This is a genomic window from Rouxiella sp. T17 (genome assembly GCF_036663475.1).
Classification (GTDB): Bacteria; Pseudomonadota; Gammaproteobacteria; order Enterobacterales; family Enterobacteriaceae; genus Rouxiella.
In genome coordinates, this window is the sequence record NZ_JAWUEA010000030.1 from 87,714 (window position 1) to 108,617 (window position 20,904).

Genomic DNA, 20,904 nt, shown 5'->3' on the forward strand with positions numbered 1-20,904 from the left:
GCAGGGATGCGCCCCTTTCTCTAATTGACTGGTGGATTATCGATGGATTTGATGCAATCAGGCGCAACATACCGCCGTTTTACCAAGCTCAGCGTATTGTGTGCTGGCATCGCTTTTTTTTATTCTTCTCAGACCGTTGCAGCCAGTGATAGCCTTATCACCACGGCGCACATTACCACTTCAGGACTGGCGCAACAGCAGGATCTACCGTCATTAACCGGTGAAGTTTCCGCCCCCGCATTAGCCAACGTGCCTGACTCCTTAACGCTTAATCAGGCGGTTCAGCGCGCGGTTCAATGGCATCCAGACATTGCCGAAGCCATCAGTAACATGCTCGAACAAACTAATCAGGTCGACGTGGCGAAAGCCAAATATTATCCGCAAATCAGCGCAGGGATGAATAACGGCTACAGCAACGCCTACGTCGAAAAAGGTTTTAGCCCCTCGTTTGTGCTCTCCGTTTCGCAGATGCTGTATGACTTTGGCAAAGTCAGCAGCTCCGTGCGTTCCGCCGAGGCAGGCGTAGCGCAACAGCAGGCCAACGTGTTGGTTAGCATCGACACCGTCGCCCACGATACCGCCGCCGCGATCGTTGAAGTTCAGGGTTATCAGCAGCTGGTGAAAATTGCCCAGCAGCAGCTGACGGCGCTCAGCAAGATTGGCGATTTAGCGCGCCAGCGTAATGACGAAGGCGCGGCGTCACTTTCCGATGCCACCCAAACCGATGCCCGTATAGAAGGCGCGCGCGCCACGCTGACCCAGTATCAGGCCAATCTCGATCGCTGGCGTGCCACGCTGGCGACCCTGCTCGGCTGGCCGATGGTTAAAAAAGTCAACGATGCTTTCCCCGACAAACTGTTGCGTTCTTGTCAGGTTGGCGTCGCCGATGACAAGCTGAATCCGGCGGTGCTTGCCGCCTATGCGCAGGCCAATCAGGCGCAGGCCAAGCTCGATAACGCCAACGCGCAGCTGTTGCCGACTATTTCGCTTGAACCGCAGGTTACGCATTATCTCAACGACAACTATTCCGGCAGCGCCGAGCTGGATCGCACCCAGTATTCGGCGTTTGTAAAAGCTGAAATGCCGCTGTATCAGGGCGGCGGAACCACCGCCAGTCGCGACGCCGCCGCCAATGCGGTGGGCGCGGCCAACGCGGCGGTAAATTCGGCGCGTCTCAAAGCACGCCAGCAGCTAAGCGAATCACAAAACGAATCACAAAGTCTGGCACTCAGCCTCGCGATTCAGTCAAGACAGCAGAAATTAGGCGAGAAAACGCAGGAACTCTATCAGGATCAATACCTGCAACTCGGCACCCGTCCATTACTTGACGTGCTCAACGCCGAGCAGGAAGTGTTTCAAACCCGATTTACTCTCCAGCAAACCATCAGCCAGTTACGCTCACTGCAACTCGATTGCCTTTACAGCACCGGGCAGCTGCGGTCCGCGTTTGCTCTGAATAATCAGCGGATCCAGTCCGTGGAGATCCAGCCATGACCCAACTCCAAATTCCCGACGTTCCCGAAAATCAGCCTGACAGCGCCGAAGGGGAAAATCTGCCGTTAAACGGCTGGGCGACGGCGATCATTCTGATTGCGACCCATTATCGGCTGCCTTGCTCGCCGGGCATGATCATGGCGAGCAGCGAATGGCAGGGCAACCAGCCGCGCGACAAGGCGCTGCGTCATTTGGCGCGACAGGCCGGATTATCGCTGCAGCTTTATCACGACAATAACTGGGAGATTACCCACTGGCGACTGCCGCTGGCGGTAGAACTGGACGACGGGCAGGTCGGCGTGATCACCAGCTTTGACGGCGCGGATGACGTGCGGGTGCATTTTGCCGGCGAAGAACAGCCGACGCCGATTGCGCTGGAAACCTTGCTGCCCGCGATAAGCTTTGCCGCCGCGCTGCGACCGGTAACCGCCGCCAAAGACAGCCGCGTCGATCGCTATCTCACCGCCGTGCGGCCCGACTGGCTGCGTCGTCTGGTGCTGCGGGATCTGCGACCTTACAGCTACGTGATGCTCGGATCCTTCCTGATCAACCTGCTGGCGCTCGCCGGGATCATCTTCTCGATGCAGGTTTACGATCGGGTGATTCCGGCCCAGTCTTACCCCACGCTTTACGTGCTCTACGGTGGGGTGATTATTTCGGTAATCTTCACTTATATCCTGCGCGTCGGGCGCGATCACGTCACCGACTTGCTCGGCAAGCGCGCCGACATGCGCGTCTCCGATCGCGTTTTCGGCCATGCGTTGCGCCTGAGAAACAGCGCGGTGCCGCGTTCAACGGGCACCTTTATCTCGCAGCTGCGCGAGCTGGAAGCGATCCGTGAGATGGTCACCTCGACCACCGTTTCGGCGATCGTCGACATGCCGTTCTTCCTGCTGTTCCTGCTGGTGATGGCGATTATTGCGCCGCAGCTGGCGTGGATAGCGCCGGTCGCCGTATTACTAATGGTGCTGCCGGGTATTTTCAGCCAGAAGAAACTGGCGAAACTCGCTCAGCAGGCGTTGAAAGAGTCCACGCTGCGCAATGCGGTGCTGGTTGAAAGCGTGCAGGGGCTGGAAGATATCAAGCTGATGCAGGCGGAAGACCGTTTTCTGCAACAGTGGAACAGCTACATTCGCATTACCGCGCAGTCTGGCGTGCAAATGCGTAAGGTCATGCACTCGCTGATAAGCTGGGGCGTGACGGTGCAGGGTTTGGTGTATGCCACGGTAATCGTGGTGGGCGCGCCGATGGTGATTAACGGCGATATCTCGACGGGTGCGATTGTTGCGGCGTCGTTACTTTCTTCGCGAATGATTGCGCCGATGGCGACGCTTTGCGGCGTGCTGGCGCGCTGGCAGCAGGTGAAAGCGGCGAAAATCAGCCTCGATGCGCTGATGAATCTGCCGGTGGAAAACAGCAAGGACGAGACGCGAATTCACTGTCCGGTGCTGTTTGGCCACTATCAGTTTACTGACGCCATGTTCCGCTATAACGCCGATTCGCTGACCATTGCGCTGAAGATTAAAAGCCTGATTATCAAGCCCGGCGAGCGCATTGCCCTGCTGGGACGCAACGGGTCCGGCAAATCGACCATGCTTCAGGCGATGGCCGGCGGCATGGATTTAATCGGCGGCGAACTGCGGCTGGATAACCTTAGCCTGCCGCACATCGACCTCGCCGACGTGCGTCGCAACGTCGGTTTGCTGACTCAAAATGCTCGCCTGTTCCACGGCACGCTGCGTGAAAATCTCACGCTGGGCGCGGCGCACGCGACCGATGAGGCGATTTTCGGTGCGCTGACCGTCAGTGGCGGGGCCGATTTTATTCGTCGTCTCGAGCTTGGCCTCGACCATCCGATTATGGAAGGCGGCGTGGGATTATCCGGCGGACAGCGCCAGTCGCTGCTGCTGGCGCGCATGCTGCTGCGTGACCCGAACATCGTGCTGCTCGACGAGCCGACCTCTTCCCTCGACGATCACACCGAAAAAGAGTTTATCGAGCGTCTCGGCCAGTGGCTGAATGGCCGCACGCTGGTGGTGGCGACGCACCGCGCGGCGATCCTCGCGCTGGTTGATCGCATACTGGTGCTGAAAGAAGGGCAGCTGGTGATGGACAGTCCGAAAGAAAATGCGCTCCCCGGCGCGCGTGCCAACGGAACTCAGCCGGAGGTGAGATCATGAGCAAGCAATTGTCTGCCAATCTGCGGCTGGTTACAGCGGCTGAAGTTGATTCGTCCGACGATCTGCTCGGCGAGTTGCGCTCCGAAACGCACTATTCCGGCGCGGTGCGTTTAATCGTCATTAGCGCATTTCTGCTATTGGTGGCGCTGGTTTGGGCCTGGTTCGGCATGCTCGACGAAGTCTCGACCGGCACCGGCAAGGTTATTCCAAGCTCGCGCGATCAGGTACTGCAATCGTTGGAAGGCGGAATTTTAACCGAGCTGAAAGTACACGAAGGCGATCAAGTCGAGGCCGGGCAAATCGTGGCGCGCCTCGACGCCACACGCTCGCAGTCCAACGTAGGCGAAAGTGCGGCGCGCTATCGTGCGGCGCTGGCGGCGGCGTCGCGTTTGAATGCCGAGGTTAATGACCAGCAGCTGACTTTTCCGGCGGAGCTGAACGCCTTTCCCGAACTTATCGCCTCTGAAACGCGGCTGTATAAAGCACGTCGCGCCCAGCTGAACGATGCCACGGCGCAGTTTAAAGAGTCTTTGGCATTAGCCAATCGCGAACTTGCCATCACCCAGCGTCTGGCAAAAACGGGTGCCGCCAGTAGCGTAGAAGTATTGCGTTTACAGCGAGATAAGTCAGATTTGGAGCTTAAGCTGACCGACATGCGCTCACAATATTATGTGCAGGCGCGCGAGGAGCTGGCGAAGGCCAACGCCGAAGCCGCGAGTATGTCTCAGGTGGTGAAAGGGCGCGAAGACACGGTAACGCGTTCGACTATTCGTTCGCCGATGCGCGGCATTGTGAAAAATATCAAAGTTTCGACCGTCGGCGGGGTCATTCCTCCAAACGGCGAGCTGATGAACATTGTGCCGCTCAACGATCGCCTGTTAATAGAGGCGCGCCTTTCGCCGCGTGATATCGCCTTTATTCATCCGGGCCAGCGCGCGGTAGTGAAAATCTCCGCCTACGATTATGCCATTTACGGCGGTATGAACGGCGTCGTTGAAGGGATTTCTCCCGACACTATTCAAGACGAGGTAAAACCGGAAATCTACTATTATCGCGTCTTTATCCGCACGGATAACGACTACGTGCAGAATAAAGCGGGCAAACGCTTCTCGATAAGCCCGGGTATGGTGTCGACGGTTGACATTAAAACCGGCGAGAAATCGGTGATGGATTATCTGATCAAACCGTTTAACCGCGCCAAAGAAGCCCTCCGCGAACGTTAATCACCACTTTCATTTCATCAACCCTCTCTTTGCCGCCGTTTTCATTTGAAAGCGGCGGCAAAAATCGTAACCGTCTGCTAAATCAGAATTTTTTAGCGTCAGTAGGGAGATAAAAAACACAATTATTTACTGTCAGTAGAAGGTGGTTTTCATAATAACTACATTGGTAAGTAACGATATAAGTAATGAGATAAGTAATGAGATCAGTAATAATATAGGTAACGATATAGGTAAATATATGAAATTAATCTTCACTATGTTTAAAGTTAATTGATTGGGAAGAGTATATTTATACTATTAATAATAAATTAATATAATGTCAGTATAATACATTCACCGTTTTTATCTAAATATCCGCAATGCGCTGTACACTCTTTTAAAATAAAAAGTTTTATATTGACGCTATGTTTAAATATAAGTATTTTCACAGGGTTGTATTTGAGTGGTTAATTTCCTTCGCTTATTTTTCATTAAAAAGAAAAAAACGGGTTCAACTTACCCTCTACGTTAAGAGATGTATTCATAATGGAAATAAAAACAGAAAATCAAAAGCCGGTAGTAGCGATTGTGAATGCTATATCAGTAGGAGCCTGGGTGAGTAATGAAATCGAGGAGCATTTCGACCTTATTCATATCGAGTCCGACAGTGCTATTAATGTTTTGTCCAACCCTAGTTTCAACAAGCACCGCTATAAGGCTTGCTACCGTTGGAGTAACGGGCTTGAAGATGAAAACTTGAGACAAATTGCAACTCATAACCCAATAGCTGTTATTCCTGGTCGTGAATGTGCTGTCGCGCTGAGTGAGTGGATTGCATGGGCGTTAAGTTTAGAAGGCAACGATCCCGCAACGACGGCGCTCCGTCGAAATAAATTTTTGATGAATCAAGCGGTAGAACTTGCAGGATTACGAACGACGAAGCAGTTTCTTAGTCATGATGCCGAAGAACTTAAAGATTGGTTTAAGCAATATGGAGAGGGCAAGGTTGTCGTTAAGCCTCCTGATAGTGGTGGTTCAGATGATGTATATATATGCACGTCAGAAACAGACGTTGAAGAGGCAACCCTGAAAATTACGGGTAAGCAAAATTGCTTACATTCCCATAATGATAATGCACTGATACAAAGGTTTATTGAAGGGACAGAATTTGTTGTTAATACAGCGAGTCTTGGAGGTAAGCATAAAGTCACCGATGTATGGAAAGTATCAAAAAAGCTTATTTCTGGCAGAAATCTCTATGACTTTGATGAGCTGTGTGACCCTTGTTCATTAGATACAACACGCGCTATAGAATATACCTTAAAAGCGTTAGATGCCGTCGGAATCGTTAAAGGGGCTGGCCATACCGAGCTAATTTTAGCTGAGGATGGAGCAACGCTTATTGAAATAGGAGCGCGCGTTTCCGGTGCGGCTAATCCGAAAGCCATTCGCCTTGCTACGGGCAGCGATCAGTTGGAACTCATGAGGTTCGCGTATACCCGTCCAGACTTATTTGGTCTAGCCGTGGAGCAATATACACAGTCAAAACTATTACGTTGCATTCATAGTATCGCCTCTCAGCGAAAACCCTTTTCACATGCCGAATTCAAAGGGTTCCTTAATACACTTCCTGGATTTGTGAGTGTCATTATGAAAATAGCCAACAACACACTACTGAGTCCGACTATCGATGTCACATCTTGCCCAGCTGCGTTCTTTATTACAGGCGATAATAAGGATGACATTCAAAATTCCTATGAGTTATACAGGAAATGGGAATCAGAAAATCTGTAATAAATAGATAAATAGATAAATAGATAAATAGATAAATAGATAAATAGATAAATAGATAAATAGATAAATAGATAAATAGCGTACCGGTCAAGTACGCTGGCTAAGGCTTGTATCAACAAGCCGCTTCCCGTAAGCTGGCGCAAGATTTGTTAAATTGCTTATCGACTCGGGGTGCCCTTCTTTGTGAAGGCTGAGAAATACCCGTATAACCTGATCTGGATAATGCCAGCGTAGGGAAGTCGTGGTATCTCGACCGGTACCCCTTCTTGATCGCCGGTTGGGAATTTTATGATGACTCGACCTCCTGTTTTTCCGGGCCGCCTGGCCGCCGACACTCTCACGCAGTTTCGCCAAACCTCACCTTTAGTTCACTGCATGACCAACGACGTGGTGCAATCGATCACCGCCAACGTGCTGCTGGCGCTCGGTGCGTCGCCCGCGATGGTGATTGATTCCCGTGAAGCCGCGCAGTTTAGCGCCATCGCCAACGCGCTGCTGGTCAATGTCGGCACGCTCACTTCTGCACGCGCCGAATCGATGCTTGCCGCCATTCACGCGGCAAACGAAGCCAATAAATCGTGGGTGCTTGACCCGGTCGCCGTCGGCGCACTCGGCTGGCGCACGGAATTCTGCCACCAAATTATTAAGCTAAAACCGGCGGCCATTCGCGGAAACGCCTCTGAAATCATGGCGTTGAGCGGCCTTGCTGCTTCAGGTCGTGGCGTAGACAGCGGCGACACTTCACTGGCCGCGTTACCCGCCGCCGAAGCCTTGGCGCGTCAAACGGGCGCGGTTATCGCCGTAACCGGCGAAGTAGATTACATCACCGACGGCGAAAAAAGCTGGGCGGTACCGGGCGGCGACGCGCTGATGACACGCGTGGTCGGCACGGGTTGCGCGCTTTCGGCAGTGGTTGCGGCGTTTACTTCCTTAAAAGGTGAGCGAGTCGATAACGTTGCCGCCGCCTGCCGCGTGATGTCCTGCGCGGGGGAATTAGCCAGTCGCGAAGCCAAAGGGCCCGGCAGCTTCACGCCAGCTTTCCTTGACCATCTTTACCTGATCGGCGCGGAATCACTTGCGAATGAAAATGCAAACGGAGGCGCATAATGAGTAAGAGAATCAATGTGTTGACAATCGCAGGCACCGATCCTAGCGGCGGGGCGGGCATTCAGGCCGATTTGAAAACCTTTTCGGCACTCGAAGCCTACGGCACCAGCGTCATTACGGCGCTGGTGGCGCAAAATACCCGTGGCGTGCAGTCGGTTTATAATATCGAACCAGATTTTGTTGGCGCGCAGCTCGACTCAGTGCTGAGTGATGTGCGCATTGATAGCGCAAAAATCGGCATGCTGGCAAATACGCAGGTGGTAGAGGTGGTGGCTGAAAGGCTGCGTCACTATCGCAAGCTGCACAAGGGGCCGGCATTCGTGGTGCTCGATACGGTCATGCTGGCGAAAAGCGGCGATCCGCTGCTGACGCCCGACGCCGTCGAGGCACTGCGACATTGGCTGCTGCCGCAGGTGTCGATGATTACGCCAAACCTGCCCGAAGCCGCCGCGTTGCTGAACTGCGAGATGGCGACCGACGAGCGCGAAATGTGCCGTCAGGGCGAGGCGTTGCTGGCGATGGGCTGCGAGGCGGTATTAATGAAGGGGGGCCATTTGAGTGACAGCGAAAGTCCGGATTGGTTAATGACCGCCGACTATCGCGAGCGATTTACGGCACCTCGCGTGGCAACCAAAAATACCCACGGCACGGGCTGCACGCTGAGCGCGGCGCTGGCGGCGATTCGTCCTCGTCAGGCAAATTGGATTGAGACGGTTCGCGAGGCGAAAGCGTATCTACAACAGGCGTTGCAGCAGGCCGACTCGCTGGAAGTGGGTGAGGGCATCGGCCCCGTGCATCATTTTCATCGCTGGTGGTAACTTTCTATTCGTTTGAAAAGCCCTAGTCGTTTTCAAACCATTCGCTGTTTTGCTGGGCGATAGGGGTGATCGAGAAAATCATCTCCTGCAAATGCGCGCGTAGTGCCTGCTCGGCGGCATCGGGATCGCGCGCCTTCAGCGCCGCAAAAATGGTGTAATGCTGGGCAATTAAATTCTCTGGCGGCGAAACTTTGCTTAACGAGAAGAAGCGCACGCGGTCCATCGTCGCCTTGATATTCTCGATCGTTTCCCAGGCTAAACGGCAGTCGATAATCTCGGCAATCAGGCGATGGAATTCATCATCCAGCTGGAGAAATTCCTGCGCCTGCTGGCTTTTGGCGGCCAATTCCTGACGCTGCAAGTTGTGCGCGAGCAACGCTAAATCGCGATCAGTCACCACGCTGGCAGCGCGTCGAACGACGGCGGTTTCAAGCGCTTCGCGAATAAAACGCCCGTCGGCCACGCGTTTGGCGGAAATTTTCATTACAAATGTCCCGCGCTGCGGCAACACCTGCACTAATCCCGCTTCGGCCAGCTTGATAAAGGCTTCACGAACGGGTTGGCGCGAAACGTTGAAGCGGGCTGAAATATCCTTTTCAGACAAAAACGCGCCGGGAGGAATAATACAGGCCACGATGTCCTGACGCAGGGTGCGATAAATCTGCTGATTGACCGGAAGATTACCGTTTAACTCATAAGATTCTGGCATGGCGAAAGCTATGTTCTGAGAATGTAATAACACCATAATAGCATGAGTTTCCAACAGGTTTTGCGATGGAATAAATGGCCAAGGGCAGGAAAGTGATAAATCGGGGCAATCCTGCACCCCGATTTAATGTGCTCTTTACCGTGAGATTTCACTCATCAACTTTTCCGCAATCAGTTCTCCATTCAGCAATCAGTGATGCAACGCGCGCGCGTCCGGCTGATGTTTTGGTGGCTTGACCACGAAGAACACCAGAATAGCGCCCAGCGCGGCAACACCGCCCGCCAGAATAAAGGCGCTGTCGAAATGGCCGGTATTCTGCACAATAAAGCCGGTGACAATCGGGCCGATAATTCCCGACACGCTGCCGATCAGATGAATAAATCCGCTGGCGCTGCCGACTTTTGATTTATGGACCACGTCTTGAATAATCGCCCAATAAATAGCGCCGGTGGTATAAAGGAAGAAGATTGAGACTGACATCAACAATACGGCCGGTACTACGCTGGTCACCACACCGGCCAACGCGACGCACACGGCGGCGGCAAGTAAACTAACGACCAGGACAATTTTACGCGACAACAACAGGCGGCCGGTAAATTTAAAGATGCGGTCGGAAATAATCCCGCCTAATGCCAGACCCACGAAGCCGACAATCCACGGAATAACCGTCGTCAAACTCATCTCTTTAATATTCAGCCCGTGCGCCTGAACCAAATAGGCTGGGAACCAGCTCAGGAAGAAGAACAGAATATAGTTGTAGCAGAAGAAGGCGAAGGCGGTGACCAATATAATCGGCTGACGCAGATAATAGCCCAGCGAATGCGGCGCCTGAGTTAAATCTTCCTCTTCATTAATCTTCTCGCTCTTCAATTGATTAACCAAAAGACGTTCTTGTTCAGTGACACGCTTACTTTTTTCTGGATTATCCGAGGCGATAAAGAACCACACCACCATCCAGACAATACCGATAGCGGCGATAATCATAAAAGCCGGACGCCAGCCGAAGGAGATTGCCAGATAGCCCACAATCGGACCCGCTACCGCACCGCCGAGAGGCGAGCCTGCGCTGAGCAGCCCCATCGCCGTCGCGGCCTGTTTCTTCGGAAACCAGCCGTTGACCATCTTGTTGGCCGAGGCGCAAATCGGACCTTCCGCCATACCAAACAGCACGCGCAGAATAAGCATCGAATAAAAGCCGGTGGCCATCGCCGTCATGCCGCAGAATATTGACCACATCGTTACGGCAATACCCATGACCACGGTCGGCCCGAATTTATCGACCGCCAATCCGCCGATAAAGTTAAAGATGGCATAGCCAAAGAAGAAGCTGCCAAATATCATCCCGAACTGCTCGGGATTAATGGTCAACTCTTTTTCTATCATCGGAACAGTAATCGACAGCGCAACGCGGTCGAGGTAATTTATCATGTAAACCAGACACAGCAGGAATACGATGACCCAGCGTAGATTCTTAAACATGAGCAGCTCCACATGGTGTTATTTTAATCGTGACGCGTGAGAGGTTGTGGTAATAAATTTTTAGGTTATCTTTTACCTAAGCATTTATTACGGTGTTAAAGAGTTATCTTTCAGAAAAATAGTTAAAAATTATAATTTTTATTGGTGAGGCTATTGGCTTGCGATCATTTGAACTTATTTTATTAAAAACAGCGGACAGACGATTTATTTTCCTGCCCGCGTAATCTACATAAACTTCTATGTTCCAAACTTAAGTAAAACTTTGCAGCAGGCGCGCTGATCTTTCTCAAATAGCGTCATCGCTGCTTCAACTTCTTCGCCAGACATGCAGTGCGTCACCAGCTTCTCCGGCTGAATTTTGCCTTCGGCCATCCACTCGATAACCTGCGGAAAACGATGGCTATTCAGGCGTGACGAAAACAGCGACAGCTCTTTGCTGGTAATACTCTGCTGAGTAATGCTGCTGGCATCGCCCGAGAATCCCATCATGCCGATACGTCCGGCGGGGGAGGCGACGTTAATCGCTTCCTGCAAAATTGACGGATGACAGGCCGCGTCAATCACCAGCGTCGGGCGAATATTTTCAGCGGCAAGCTGCTCCGCCACGGATTGCTGCTGATTATTGAGCGTTCTGTCAGCGCCGTTTTCACGCGCCATCTGTAGCCGTTCTTCAATGCGATCGGTAACAATCACGTTTTGCACGCCATAAACGCCTTTCAGTACCTGAATTACGGTCAAGCCCATCGGCCCAGCGCCATAAATCAGCGCGGTATCCTGCGGCGTCGGTTTCAAAAAGGCGGTAATGTTGGCCGCGATGGTGAAAGGTTCAACCATGCTGGCAAGCTGGTCGGGAATGGCCTCGGGCACCACGTAGGCGTTGCTCGCCGGAGCCACCGCGTAATCGCTGAAGCCGCCGTCGCGATGCACGCCGATCACTTTCAGCTCGCTGCACACGTTTGGCCGGCCAACGGAGCACGGATAACAGTGACCGCAACTGACCACGGGATCGATAACGACGCGCTCGCCGATCCGCGCCGCGTCGACGCCTTCACCTACTGCATCGATATAGCCGAAAAATTCGTGACCGATTACCCGAGGATATTTGGCGAACGGATTATGACCGTGATAAATGTGTACGTCAGAGCCGCAAATCCCGGCGTAGCTGACTTTTACACGGATTTCGCCCGCCGCAGGTTGCAGCAGCGGACGGGTTTCAATCACCAGTTTGCCAGGCTGTTGAATGACAATGCTTTTCATAGTTTTTGTCGGCGTTGCGGTTGTCGTCGTCATGATTACCAGCTCCAGAGTGTGCCGTCTTCGAGGCGAGCAACCGGAAGATAGGCCGGTTCATACGGATATTTCGCCGCCAGTTTTTCATCAAAGTCGATGCCAAGACCCGGTTTTTCGCCTGGGTGCATATATCCGTTGTCGAAGGTCCAGTTATGTGGGAACACTTCCAGCATCTGCTCGGAATAGCCCATATATTCCTGCACGCCAAAGTTCGGCACCCACAGGTCGAAATGCAGCGCGGCGGCCATGCACACCGGCGACAGATCCGATGGGCCGTGTGAACCCGTACGTACTTGATATAGCGAAGCAAAGTCGGCGATACGGCGCATGCCGGTAATCCCGCCCGCGTGAGTAATGGTGGTGCGAATGTAGTCGATAAGCTGCTCTTCGATCAGCTGTTTGCAGTCCCAAATACTGTTGAAAACCTCGCCGACGGCAATCGGCGTGACCGTGTGCTGACGGATTAAACGGAAACATTCCTGATTCTCGGCTGGGGTCGGATCTTCCATCCAGAACAGGCGATAATCCTCAACACTTTTACCGAAACGCGCGGCTTCGATAGGCGTCAAACGGTGATGCATGTCGTGGAGAATATGTTCGTCAAAGCCGAATTTATCACGCACCGCCTCAAACAGTTTTGGGGTGAAATCGAGATATTTTTCGGTCGACCACAGCTGTTCTTCCGGCCAGTTGCCCTTGGTCGCTGGCTCATAGGCCAGCCCTTTGCCTTTCGTTACGCCGTAGCTGGTTTTCATGCCCGGCACGCCACACTGAACGCGAATCGCCTTGAAACCTTGCTCTTTATGGCGCGCGTAATCTTCCAGCACTTCGTCAATCGAATGGCCGGTGGTGTGACAGTAAACCATCACGCCGGTGCGCGATGCGCCGCCAAGCAGTTGATAAAGCGGCATATTTGCGGCCTTGGCTTTAATATCCCACAGCGCCATATCCACCGCCGAGATGGCCGACATGGTCACCGGTCCGCGACGCCAGTACGCGCCCTTGTAGAAAAATTGCCAGATATCTTCAATCTGATGCGCGTCGCGTCCAATCAGCTGCGGGCAAACGTGATCTTTCAGATAAGAGGCGACCGGCAATTCACGGCCGTTTAGCGTGGCATCGCCCAATCCGGTCAGCCCTTCGTCAGTGGTGATTTTTAGGGTGACAAAGTTCCGGCCCGGGCAGGTAATAAAGACTTCGGCTTTTACAATTTTCATCAGCGATGACCTTTTTGCAGAGATACGGCGTTGTGCATTGCTGAAAAAATACGCCCTAACCCAACTACCATACAAGTATGCAGATCGAATTTTGCGGGAAGAGATCACAGTTTGTTATGCAGATGTTATTAAGCAAAGCGAAGAATAGGGCAACGTGCGGGAAGAGAATAGGCGGGAAGCGGCGATTGAAAAACTGCCGGGGATTACCCCAGCAGCGTACAGTTTGGCGGCAGGCGGCATTGCAGCGCCTTGGGCAGAACGTCGATGCGAAAGCGCGTGCCGGTCAGCGGCTCGCCGTCGAGATTAAAAGTCATGTCGTGCGGCGCGGTGATTTCGAGCCACGGCAGAGAGGTCGAAATGATATTTTTATTCTCTTCGCCTTCCAGCAGGCTGCGTAAAAATGACGGCAGCAGCTCTTCGGAAGTCAGTAAACGTAGCTGCAATAATCCGTCATTGATCATCGCGTCTGGACAGATTTCCTGACCGCCGCCCGCCTGGCGACCATTACCGATGCCGATAACCAGCGCCTCGCCGTCCCAGTTAAAGTCGGGGCCGGTGATGTGGCAGCGATCGGCTTTCAACGTGTCCATGCGCAACAGGCCGTGGATAAAATAGGAGACGCCGCCGAGCGCAGATTTGAGTTTTTCAGGCGTTTCGGTGGTGATCCGCGTTCCGAAGCCGCCGGTCGCCATATTGATAAAGTAGCGTGTGTCGTTGACGCAGGCGATATCAATTTCGGCCGCACGGCCATGAATCGCCAGCTTCAGGGCCGAGCTCATGTCGAGCGGAATGCTGCAACTGGTGGCGAAATCGTTGGCGGTGCCGAGCGGTAAAATGCCCAGCGCGGGCAGAGAGGCCTGACCAGAGCTGACCAGCGCGGCGGCTACTTCATTTATAGTGCCATCGCCGCCGCCCGCAATCACCGTTTCTACGCCGAGTTCCAGCGCTTCGGCGACGTAACGAGCCGCGTCGCCATATTCCCACGTGACGCGAACCGCGAGATCGACCCCTTCGGCACGCATGTCATAAACGGCCTCGCGCAATTCTTCATTACTTGCGCCTTTGCCATTTAAAATAAGCAATGCCTGTGCTGTAGCTTTCATTGCACCCTCCATGAGTAAGACTGCCATTAGTTATAAAATAGTTGATTTGCAGGGGCAATAGCCATAAGAATTTTCAGGTAAAGATTAGCCTGCTTAATAATTAGCGAGCAACTTGCTGCATTAATAGACACCGTTTTCGATGTGATAAATTAATTTTCAGATTAGGGCGATATTTTAGCGGGATTAAATTAACAGCGTAGTCTTTAAAATGGATTAATAACGGAGGGGTAAAGCTATTTTTATAATAACGTTCAACAATTGCGTTTGCCTATGACGTTTTATACAAGTTAATAAGCGAGAGGGGGTTTTGAATAAATTTTTTTAATAAATAATGGATAAGTCGAAAACGGTGCCAGCTCAGGGTGTTTGAGCTGGCTAAGAGGTGGTGGCCTGCAATTATACGATTGTTTTACATTCTGTTCTTGCTGCGGAAAATATAATAACCAAAAGCCGTTAGCCGAGATGTGATCGCATTCTGATTTTTGCATTTAAAAAATCAATAAATAACGATTTTACCCGGTATTTATTGATTTAATTATAAGTATGGTTTACGCGTTTTACTATTGTTTACGAATTATCGTGTTTGGTACGCGTTGAAGTATTAACAAGATTGCGTAACAGAATGGCAAAGTTTAAAAAAATATTAAGCGGGATCGGTAAATAGATAAAATGGCCGTTGCCGGGCGCGACCTCAATCTCCTGACCTTTCTTATTATGCATTTGCTCGATTAAAAAGGAGACGTTGCCTTCTGGCGTCATGATTTCAATACTGTCGCCGACGCAGAAACGGTTTTTCACATCGACTTCGGCCCAGCCTTCGTTATTGCCGCTGCCGCGCTGGCCGGTAAATTCTCCGGCAAACTGCTGACTGTCGCTGACTGAAAATCCGTAATCATAGTTTTGCGTGGCCTGAGGCTGATGACGGCGCAAAAAGCCACTGGTATAGCCGCGGTGCGCGAGACCTTCCAGCGTAGACATTAAGGATGAATCAAAAGCTTTACCCGCCACGGCGTCGTCGATTGCGCGCCGATAAACCTGCGCCGTGCGGGCGCAATAATAGAAGGATTTTGTTCGGCCCTCGATTTTCAAAGAATGCACGCCCAAACGCGTCAGACTGGCGACATGTTCAACTGCCCGCAAATCCTTGGAATTCATGATATAGGTGCCGTGCTCGTCTTCGGAGGCGCTCATATATTCCCCCGGTCGCTGCGCTTCTTCCAGCATAAACAGTTTCTCGGTCGTCGAGCTTTCTTCTAGCGTCGCGGCACTTTTTTCCGCCATGACGAGCGCGGTTTCAGGTTGATGCTGATGCACAATATTGCCGAGCGCGTCTTCTTTCGCCTCCTGCACATTATATTGCCAGCGACAGGCGTTGGTGCAGGTGCCCTGATTCGGATCCCGACGATTAATGTAACCCGACAACAAACAGCGCCCCGAATAGGCCATGCACAGCGCGCCGTGAACGAACACTTCAAGCTCCATCTCGGGAACCTGCTGGCGAATTTCAGCAATCTCTTCCAGCGACAGCTCGCGCGACAAAATCACCCGGCTCAGCCCGGCCTGCTGCCAAAACTTTACCGTCGCCCAGTTTACCGCGTTGGCCTGCACCGACAGGTGAATGTCGATGTGCGGAAAGGCCTCGCGGACCAGCATGATCAGGCCCGGATCTGACATGATCAGCGCGTCCGGCCCCATCGCAACGATCGGCTCGAGATCCTTTAAAAAGGTTTTCAGCTTGGCGTTATGCGGCGCAATATTAACCACCACGTAAAATTTCTTGCCGAGCGCGTGCGCCTCATTAATGCCGATTGCCAGATTCTCAGGGGTAAATTCATTATTTCTCACCCGCAGGCTGTAACGCGGCTGACCGGCGTACACCGCGTCGGCGCCGTAGGCAAAAGCGTAACGCATATTTTTGAGCGTGCCGGCAGGAGAGAGTAATTCAGGGGTCATCGCCATAGTTTTATTTAATTCAGCAGGAGGAACAGGGAGGCGTCAGAGCTCGCTTTCTGACAGAAAGGCCGAATTGTAGCGACGATTGTTAATGAAAAAAGTACAACTGCGAGGAGAGTTGATGTAAATCAATTTTTGGAGGGGAAGTTTACGGAGGAGAGTGTGAAAAAAGTGTGTGAGTAGTATGTGAATATTGAAAAAAAGAGAAGGGCGCTGCCAGCCGTTTAAAAAATCAGTGACTGTAAAACACAGCGCCGTATTGTCTTAAACGCGAAACGGTAGTGACGACAATAAAAAGAATCTCTGTCAAATTCGACTCAGTGCGTCGGCGTGCGTCAGGTCGCGAATGTCCTTGCTGGGGCCATTTTTAACCACTGACTGAATGCCTTTCTGCACGGAGCTTACCGCCGTATACATCTCGCTTACGCCGATAACCTGATTGTTTTTCGCTCTAAGTATAAAATAGTGCTGGCCGTTTTTGCCCGCTTTTATCTCATACTGTCCTTCGTCGGTAGCATTATTCTGTACCGAAGTGATGCCATTTTCGGCAGACGCCTTGCTGGCGTACATTTCGCTGTTAAGAATAACCTCTCCATTACCGGCCGTCAGGTTGAAGTGAAATTGTCCATTTTTCGCTTTATGAAGAAAATAATGACCCGTTGCCATACCTTGTCTCCAGTGAGAAATAATCCACCTTTTAGTTTAGCTAAAGGGCAGATTTCATCCTGAATAAAGGGGCATTATCATTAATTTTCAGTGCATTTTGTGACAGCATCGACAGACCTTAGGTCAAACGGCTCGGCTCGGCTTCCCAACGATAGCCAACGCCGTAAACCGCGCGGATAAACGCCTTGTCGCCGTCGATCGATTCCAGCTTGCGGCGCAAATTTTTGATGTGGCTGTCGATGGTTCTGTCGGTCACTACGCGGTAGTCGTCATAGAGATTATTGAGCAGCGCTTCGCGGGTAAAAACGAAGCCCGGTTTGATCGACAGCGTTTTTAACAAACGGAATTCGGCGGGCGTTAAATCCAGCTCGATGCCCTGATAATGGGCCTGAAAGCAGCCCTCGTCGATGTGCAATCCGACGCCTTCCGCCAGCGGTTCGTTAGGACGATGGCAACGACGCAAAATCGTTTTTACCCGCGCGACGACTTCTCGCGGGCTGTAAGGCTTGCAGATGTAATCATCCGCGCCAATTTCCAGCCCAAGCAGGCGATCGATCTCTTCGGTTTTTGCGGTCACCATCATGATCGGAATGTCTGAAAACTGGCGGATTTCACGACAGATATTCAGGCCGCTGCTGCCCGGTAACATTAAATCGAGCAAAATCATGGTCGGCGGATTGCTGTGTACCAAAGGCACCACGTCGTTACCGTTGGTCAGCCATTCCGTCGCGTATCCCGCCGCCTGTAAATAGTCGACCAGCAGCTGGCCGAGCTTGGGCTCATCTTCAACTATCAGAATTTTAAGCGGTTTCTTATCTGCAAAAGCGTCCGCAGTGGCGTCACTTGTCACGAATGTATTCATTAGATTCTTTGTCCGATAGGAAGTGAAAGCGGCAATAGCAGCGTCATTCTCACGCCGCCGGTTGGCGAATGTTCAGCGCTGATTTTGCCGCCGTGCGCCTCGGCGATATTTTGGCAAATCGCCAGTCCGAGTCCCGAGCCGCCGCTGGCGCGGTTGCGTGAGCCTTCGGTGCGATAAAAGCGTTCAAAAATCCGCTGCAACTGTTCTTCATTAAGTCCCGGCGCGCTGTCCTGGAAAAAGATTTCCAGAAACTTGTCGCGACGGTTGGCAATAATTTCCAATTTACCGCCTGAATCAGTATAGCGCAGGCTGTTTTCCAGCAAATTGTTAAACAGCTGCGATAAACGGTGCGGGTCGCCAAAAATTGGCGCTTTTTCGGGTAAATCGCTGATAATGCGCAGCTGCTTGCCGTGAAAACGCTCGCGAAAACCCGCCTCCGCCAGCTGAATGAGATGCACGGCGTCGGTCTCTTCCTTGCGATAGGCCAACGCGCCCGCGTCTGAAAGCGACAGCTGATACAGGTCGTCGACCAGCTTGGTTAAAATCGCCACCTCTGATTGCAGCGACGACAGCGACTCCATCGACATTTTACGCACGCCGTCCTGTATCGCCTCCAGTTCGCCGCGCAGCACGGCCAGCGGGGTGCGCAGCTCGTGGGAAATATCGGCCATAAACGCGCGCCGCATCTGCTCGTTTTTCTCGAGCGTGATCGCCAGCTGGTTAAAATCCTGCGCCAGCTTGCCGAGCTCGTCTTGGGTATCTACTTTCACGCGGCTGCTAAAATCCCCCGCCGCCAGCTGGTGGGTACCTTTAACCAGTCGTTTAACCGGCGCTAACATACCCCGCGATAGCAGCCAGGTTACCGCAGCGGCCAGTAGCGTGGTGAAGCCCATAATTATCCAGCTGGTTTGGCGCTGCTGTTGATCGAAATTGATATCGGCGTTGCGCGTCAACCTTTCGGCGGGCGTAGAGACGACGGAGCCGACAAACTGACCCTGATACGTCAGCTTGCGGCCGCTGTGGATCAGGTCGGGCGGAATATCCGATTCGGAACCGGCAACGCGCTGATCGGCGGCATCAAGGATCCAGAATTTAGTGCGCCAACCCAGCGGCGGCAGCACCTGACTGGTGCCATCGTTCTGGTCGAAACTGTGCATCATCTGATAGACGGCGCGATCGTTATTTTTAAGAAAATCCCAGTTTCCGTGCATGCCGTACTGCTGCTCGAGATAGTCGGCGATCATCTCCACCCGCTGCTCGTTGCCGTGGCGAATGTAGTCGATAAATCCGCGTTCGAAACTCATGCGAACGCCCCAGTTCATGGTGACCATCACCAGACTACAGGTCAGAAAGATAGCCAGAAACAGCTTGGCGGTAATACCGGGTTTCATGTTTTGCTCGCAGGGTCAGAAGAGGCGGCCGCGTTATGACGGCGATCGGCCAGGGCGTTGGTTCGGGATTCATCGGGCACGCGCGCAAAAATGGCGGCCGGAAGGGCAATAATGACTGACATGCACAGATAGCAGTAAATGAAGGCGCTGTGCATCATCGGCGTGCCCGGTTCGACCTGCTGATGGGCAAACAGGCCAATCAGGATACCCGCCACGCTCACGCCCAAGCTCATTGAAAGCTGCATAATCATCGACAATAAACTGTTTCCGCTGCTCGCAAGGCGTGGCGGCAGATCTTTCAGCGTCAACGTATTCATCGACGAGAAGCGCAGGGAATTGACCATGCCCTGGAAAAACAGCACCACCGGAATCATCCAGTAAGCGCCGTAAATGGCGACCAGCGGCATGCATACCGTGATTACCGACAGCAGCAGCGTGGCGCTCACCAGCGCCCGCCGATAGCCGAGTTTATTGACCAGCCGCACCACGATTCGCTTCATACCCATGCTGCCGAGCACCATCGGGATCATCATCAACCCCGCATGAAAAGGTGAAAATCCGAGGCCGAGCTGGAGAAAAACGGGGGTCATAAAGGGCAGCATGCCGCTGCCGATACGGCCTAGAAAACTGCCGGTCAGGCCAAGGGAAAAGGTCTTAGTGTGAAACAGGCGCAGCGAAAACAGCGCCGATAAATTGCCGCGCGCGTGCAACCAATAGCCGCCGAGGGCCGCAAAACCGGCGATCACCAGCCCCACCAGCATAGGATTCGACAGCCCAAGCCCTTTGCTGCCGTCGAGCGCCAGCGTCAGTGACGCCATACACACCGCCAGCATGAAAAAGCCGCTGATGTCGAAACGGCGAGTCTGCATTTTATAGTTGGGCATCAGCATGATCGTGGCGATCGCGCCCGCAAGGCCGACGGGAAGATTGATCAGGAAGATCCAGTGCCAGCTGGCGTATTGCACCAGAAAGCCGCCGAGCGCGGGACCCATCAGCGGCCCAATCTGGCCGGGCAGCGTCACGAAGGTCATGGCGGCCATATATTCGCTGCGCGGCACGATTTTCAACACCGTTAAACGTCCGACGGGCACCATCATCGCGCCGCCGATCCCCTGCACCACGCGCGACATCACCAGCTGTTGCAAGGTCGTCGACTGCGCGCAGAGCAGCGAACCGAGCGTGAACAGAATAATAGCGGAGAAAAACACCCATTTTACGCCAATCTTATCGGCCAGCCAGCCGCTGGCGGGCAGCATCACGGCGACGGTCAGCACGTAGGCGACCACCACGCTGTGCATTTGCAGCGGATTGACACCCAAACTGGCGGCCATCGAAGGCAGCGCGGTGTTGACGATGGTGGTGTCCAGAGACTGCATAAAGAAGCCGAAAGCAACGATCCACAATTGCCAGCGCACGGAGATGGGTAGGGTGGTGCCTGTTTCCTCGGTCATCGATTCCTGTTACCTGCTTTTTGTAACCTAATGCGTGTTCGTTCATAACGTAATGTCATAACGTAATGATAGTAAACATTTTAAGTTTGACGCACAGAAATCATACGGTCATCGTCGTTCAGTCTACCTAAACTGCCGAGCAAAATAATGGAGGAAATAAGGAGTCCTTTTCATTCTGTGACAATTAA

The 20,904-nt window shown here is 52.7% G+C and carries 16 protein-coding genes and 1 riboswitch; of the genes, 6 read left to right on the forward strand and 10 right to left on the reverse strand.

The window, feature by feature from the left end; genetic code table 11:
- Window positions 1-42: 42 nt before the first annotated feature.
- The 6 genes from SC206_RS10810 to thiD all read left to right on the forward strand — a co-directional run bounded on the left by SC206_RS10810 (window position 43) and on the right by thiD (window position 8,595).
- On the forward strand, window positions 43-1,494 hold the full coding sequence (locus SC206_RS10810; protein ID WP_332737037.1) for a TolC family outer membrane protein: 1,452 nt from the start codon (window positions 43-45) through the stop codon (window positions 1,492-1,494).
- On the forward strand, window positions 1,491-3,674 hold the full coding sequence (locus tag SC206_RS10815) for a type I secretion system permease/ATPase (protein ID WP_332737038.1): 2,184 nt from the start codon (window positions 1,491-1,493) through the stop codon (window positions 3,672-3,674). Before SC206_RS10810 ends, SC206_RS10815 begins: the two co-directional genes overlap by 4 nt.
- Window positions 3,671-4,897 (forward strand): HlyD family type I secretion periplasmic adaptor subunit, encoded by a 1,227-nt coding sequence (locus SC206_RS10820; RefSeq protein ID WP_332737040.1) that lies wholly within the window; start codon window positions 3,671-3,673, stop codon window positions 4,895-4,897. Before SC206_RS10815 ends, SC206_RS10820 begins: the two co-directional genes overlap by 4 nt.
- A 525-nt stretch (window positions 4,898-5,422) precedes the next feature.
- Window positions 5,423-6,670 carry an ATP-grasp domain-containing protein gene (locus tag SC206_RS10825; protein ID WP_332737042.1) on the forward strand — a complete coding sequence of 416 codons (1,248 nt, stop codon included), beginning with the start codon at window positions 5,423-5,425 and terminating at the stop codon, window positions 6,668-6,670.
- Window positions 6,671-6,827: 157 nt separating this feature from the next.
- A riboswitch (TPP riboswitch) is annotated at window positions 6,828-6,924 on the forward strand.
- Window positions 6,925-6,958: 34 nt separating this feature from the next.
- Window positions 6,959-7,777 carry a hydroxyethylthiazole kinase gene (gene thiM / locus SC206_RS10830; RefSeq protein ID WP_332737044.1) on the forward strand — a complete coding sequence of 273 codons (819 nt, stop codon included), beginning with the start codon at window positions 6,959-6,961 and terminating at the stop codon, window positions 7,775-7,777.
- Window positions 7,777-8,595, forward strand: a complete 819-nt coding sequence (thiD, locus tag SC206_RS10835; RefSeq protein WP_332737046.1) for a bifunctional hydroxymethylpyrimidine kinase/phosphomethylpyrimidine kinase — start codon at window positions 7,777-7,779, stop codon at window positions 8,593-8,595. The genes thiM and thiD overlap by 1 nt, the downstream gene beginning before the upstream one ends.
- Window positions 8,596-8,617: 22 nt before the next feature.
- On the opposite strand, the gene SC206_RS10840 is transcribed toward thiD, so the two are convergent.
- The 10 genes from SC206_RS10840 to mdtD form a co-directional block, all read right to left on the reverse strand.
- Window positions 8,618-9,304 (reverse strand): GntR family transcriptional regulator, encoded by a 687-nt coding sequence (locus SC206_RS10840; protein ID WP_332737048.1) that lies wholly within the window; start codon window positions 9,302-9,304, stop codon window positions 8,618-8,620.
- Between the two features lie 189 nt (window positions 9,305-9,493).
- On the reverse strand, window positions 9,494-10,783 hold the full coding sequence (locus SC206_RS10845; RefSeq protein WP_332737050.1) for an MFS transporter: 1,290 nt from the start codon (window positions 10,781-10,783) through the stop codon (window positions 9,494-9,496).
- 237 nt (window positions 10,784-11,020) lie between these two features.
- On the reverse strand, window positions 11,021-12,040 hold the full coding sequence (locus SC206_RS10850) for a Zn-dependent oxidoreductase (protein WP_332737140.1): 1,020 nt from the start codon (window positions 12,038-12,040) through the stop codon (window positions 11,021-11,023).
- A gap of 35 nt (window positions 12,041-12,075) precedes the next feature.
- Window positions 12,076-13,290, reverse strand: a complete 1,215-nt coding sequence (gene manD / locus SC206_RS10855) for a D-mannonate dehydratase ManD (protein ID WP_332737052.1) — start codon at window positions 13,288-13,290, stop codon at window positions 12,076-12,078.
- Between the two features lie 203 nt (window positions 13,291-13,493).
- Window positions 13,494-14,393, reverse strand: a complete 900-nt coding sequence (gene yegS, locus SC206_RS10860) for a lipid kinase YegS (RefSeq protein WP_332737054.1) — start codon at window positions 14,391-14,393, stop codon at window positions 13,494-13,496.
- Between the two features lie 567 nt (window positions 14,394-14,960).
- Window positions 14,961-16,352: a prephenate-dependent tRNA uridine(34) hydroxylase TrhP gene (trhP, locus tag SC206_RS10865; RefSeq protein WP_332737056.1), complete on the reverse strand. Its 1,392-nt coding sequence runs from the start codon at window positions 16,350-16,352 to the stop codon at window positions 14,961-14,963.
- 300 nt (window positions 16,353-16,652) lie between these two features.
- The gene (locus tag SC206_RS10870; RefSeq protein WP_332737058.1) at window positions 16,653-17,012 is read right to left on the reverse strand and encodes a YegP family protein; all 360 of its coding nucleotides are present in this window, start codon (window positions 17,010-17,012) and stop codon (window positions 16,653-16,655) included.
- Window positions 17,013-17,130: 118 nt separating this feature from the next.
- On the reverse strand, window positions 17,131-17,874 hold the full coding sequence (baeR, locus tag SC206_RS10875) for a two-component system response regulator BaeR (protein WP_332737060.1): 744 nt from the start codon (window positions 17,872-17,874) through the stop codon (window positions 17,131-17,133).
- Window positions 17,874-19,265 (reverse strand): two-component system sensor histidine kinase BaeS, encoded by a 1,392-nt coding sequence (baeS, locus tag SC206_RS10880; protein WP_332737062.1) that lies wholly within the window; start codon window positions 19,263-19,265, stop codon window positions 17,874-17,876. The genes baeR and baeS overlap by 1 nt, the downstream gene beginning before the upstream one ends.
- The gene (gene mdtD, locus SC206_RS10885) at window positions 19,262-20,716 is read right to left on the reverse strand and encodes a multidrug transporter subunit MdtD (protein ID WP_332737064.1); all 1,455 of its coding nucleotides are present in this window, start codon (window positions 20,714-20,716) and stop codon (window positions 19,262-19,264) included. The genes baeS and mdtD overlap by 4 nt, the downstream gene beginning before the upstream one ends.
- Window positions 20,717-20,904 lie beyond the last annotated feature (188 nt).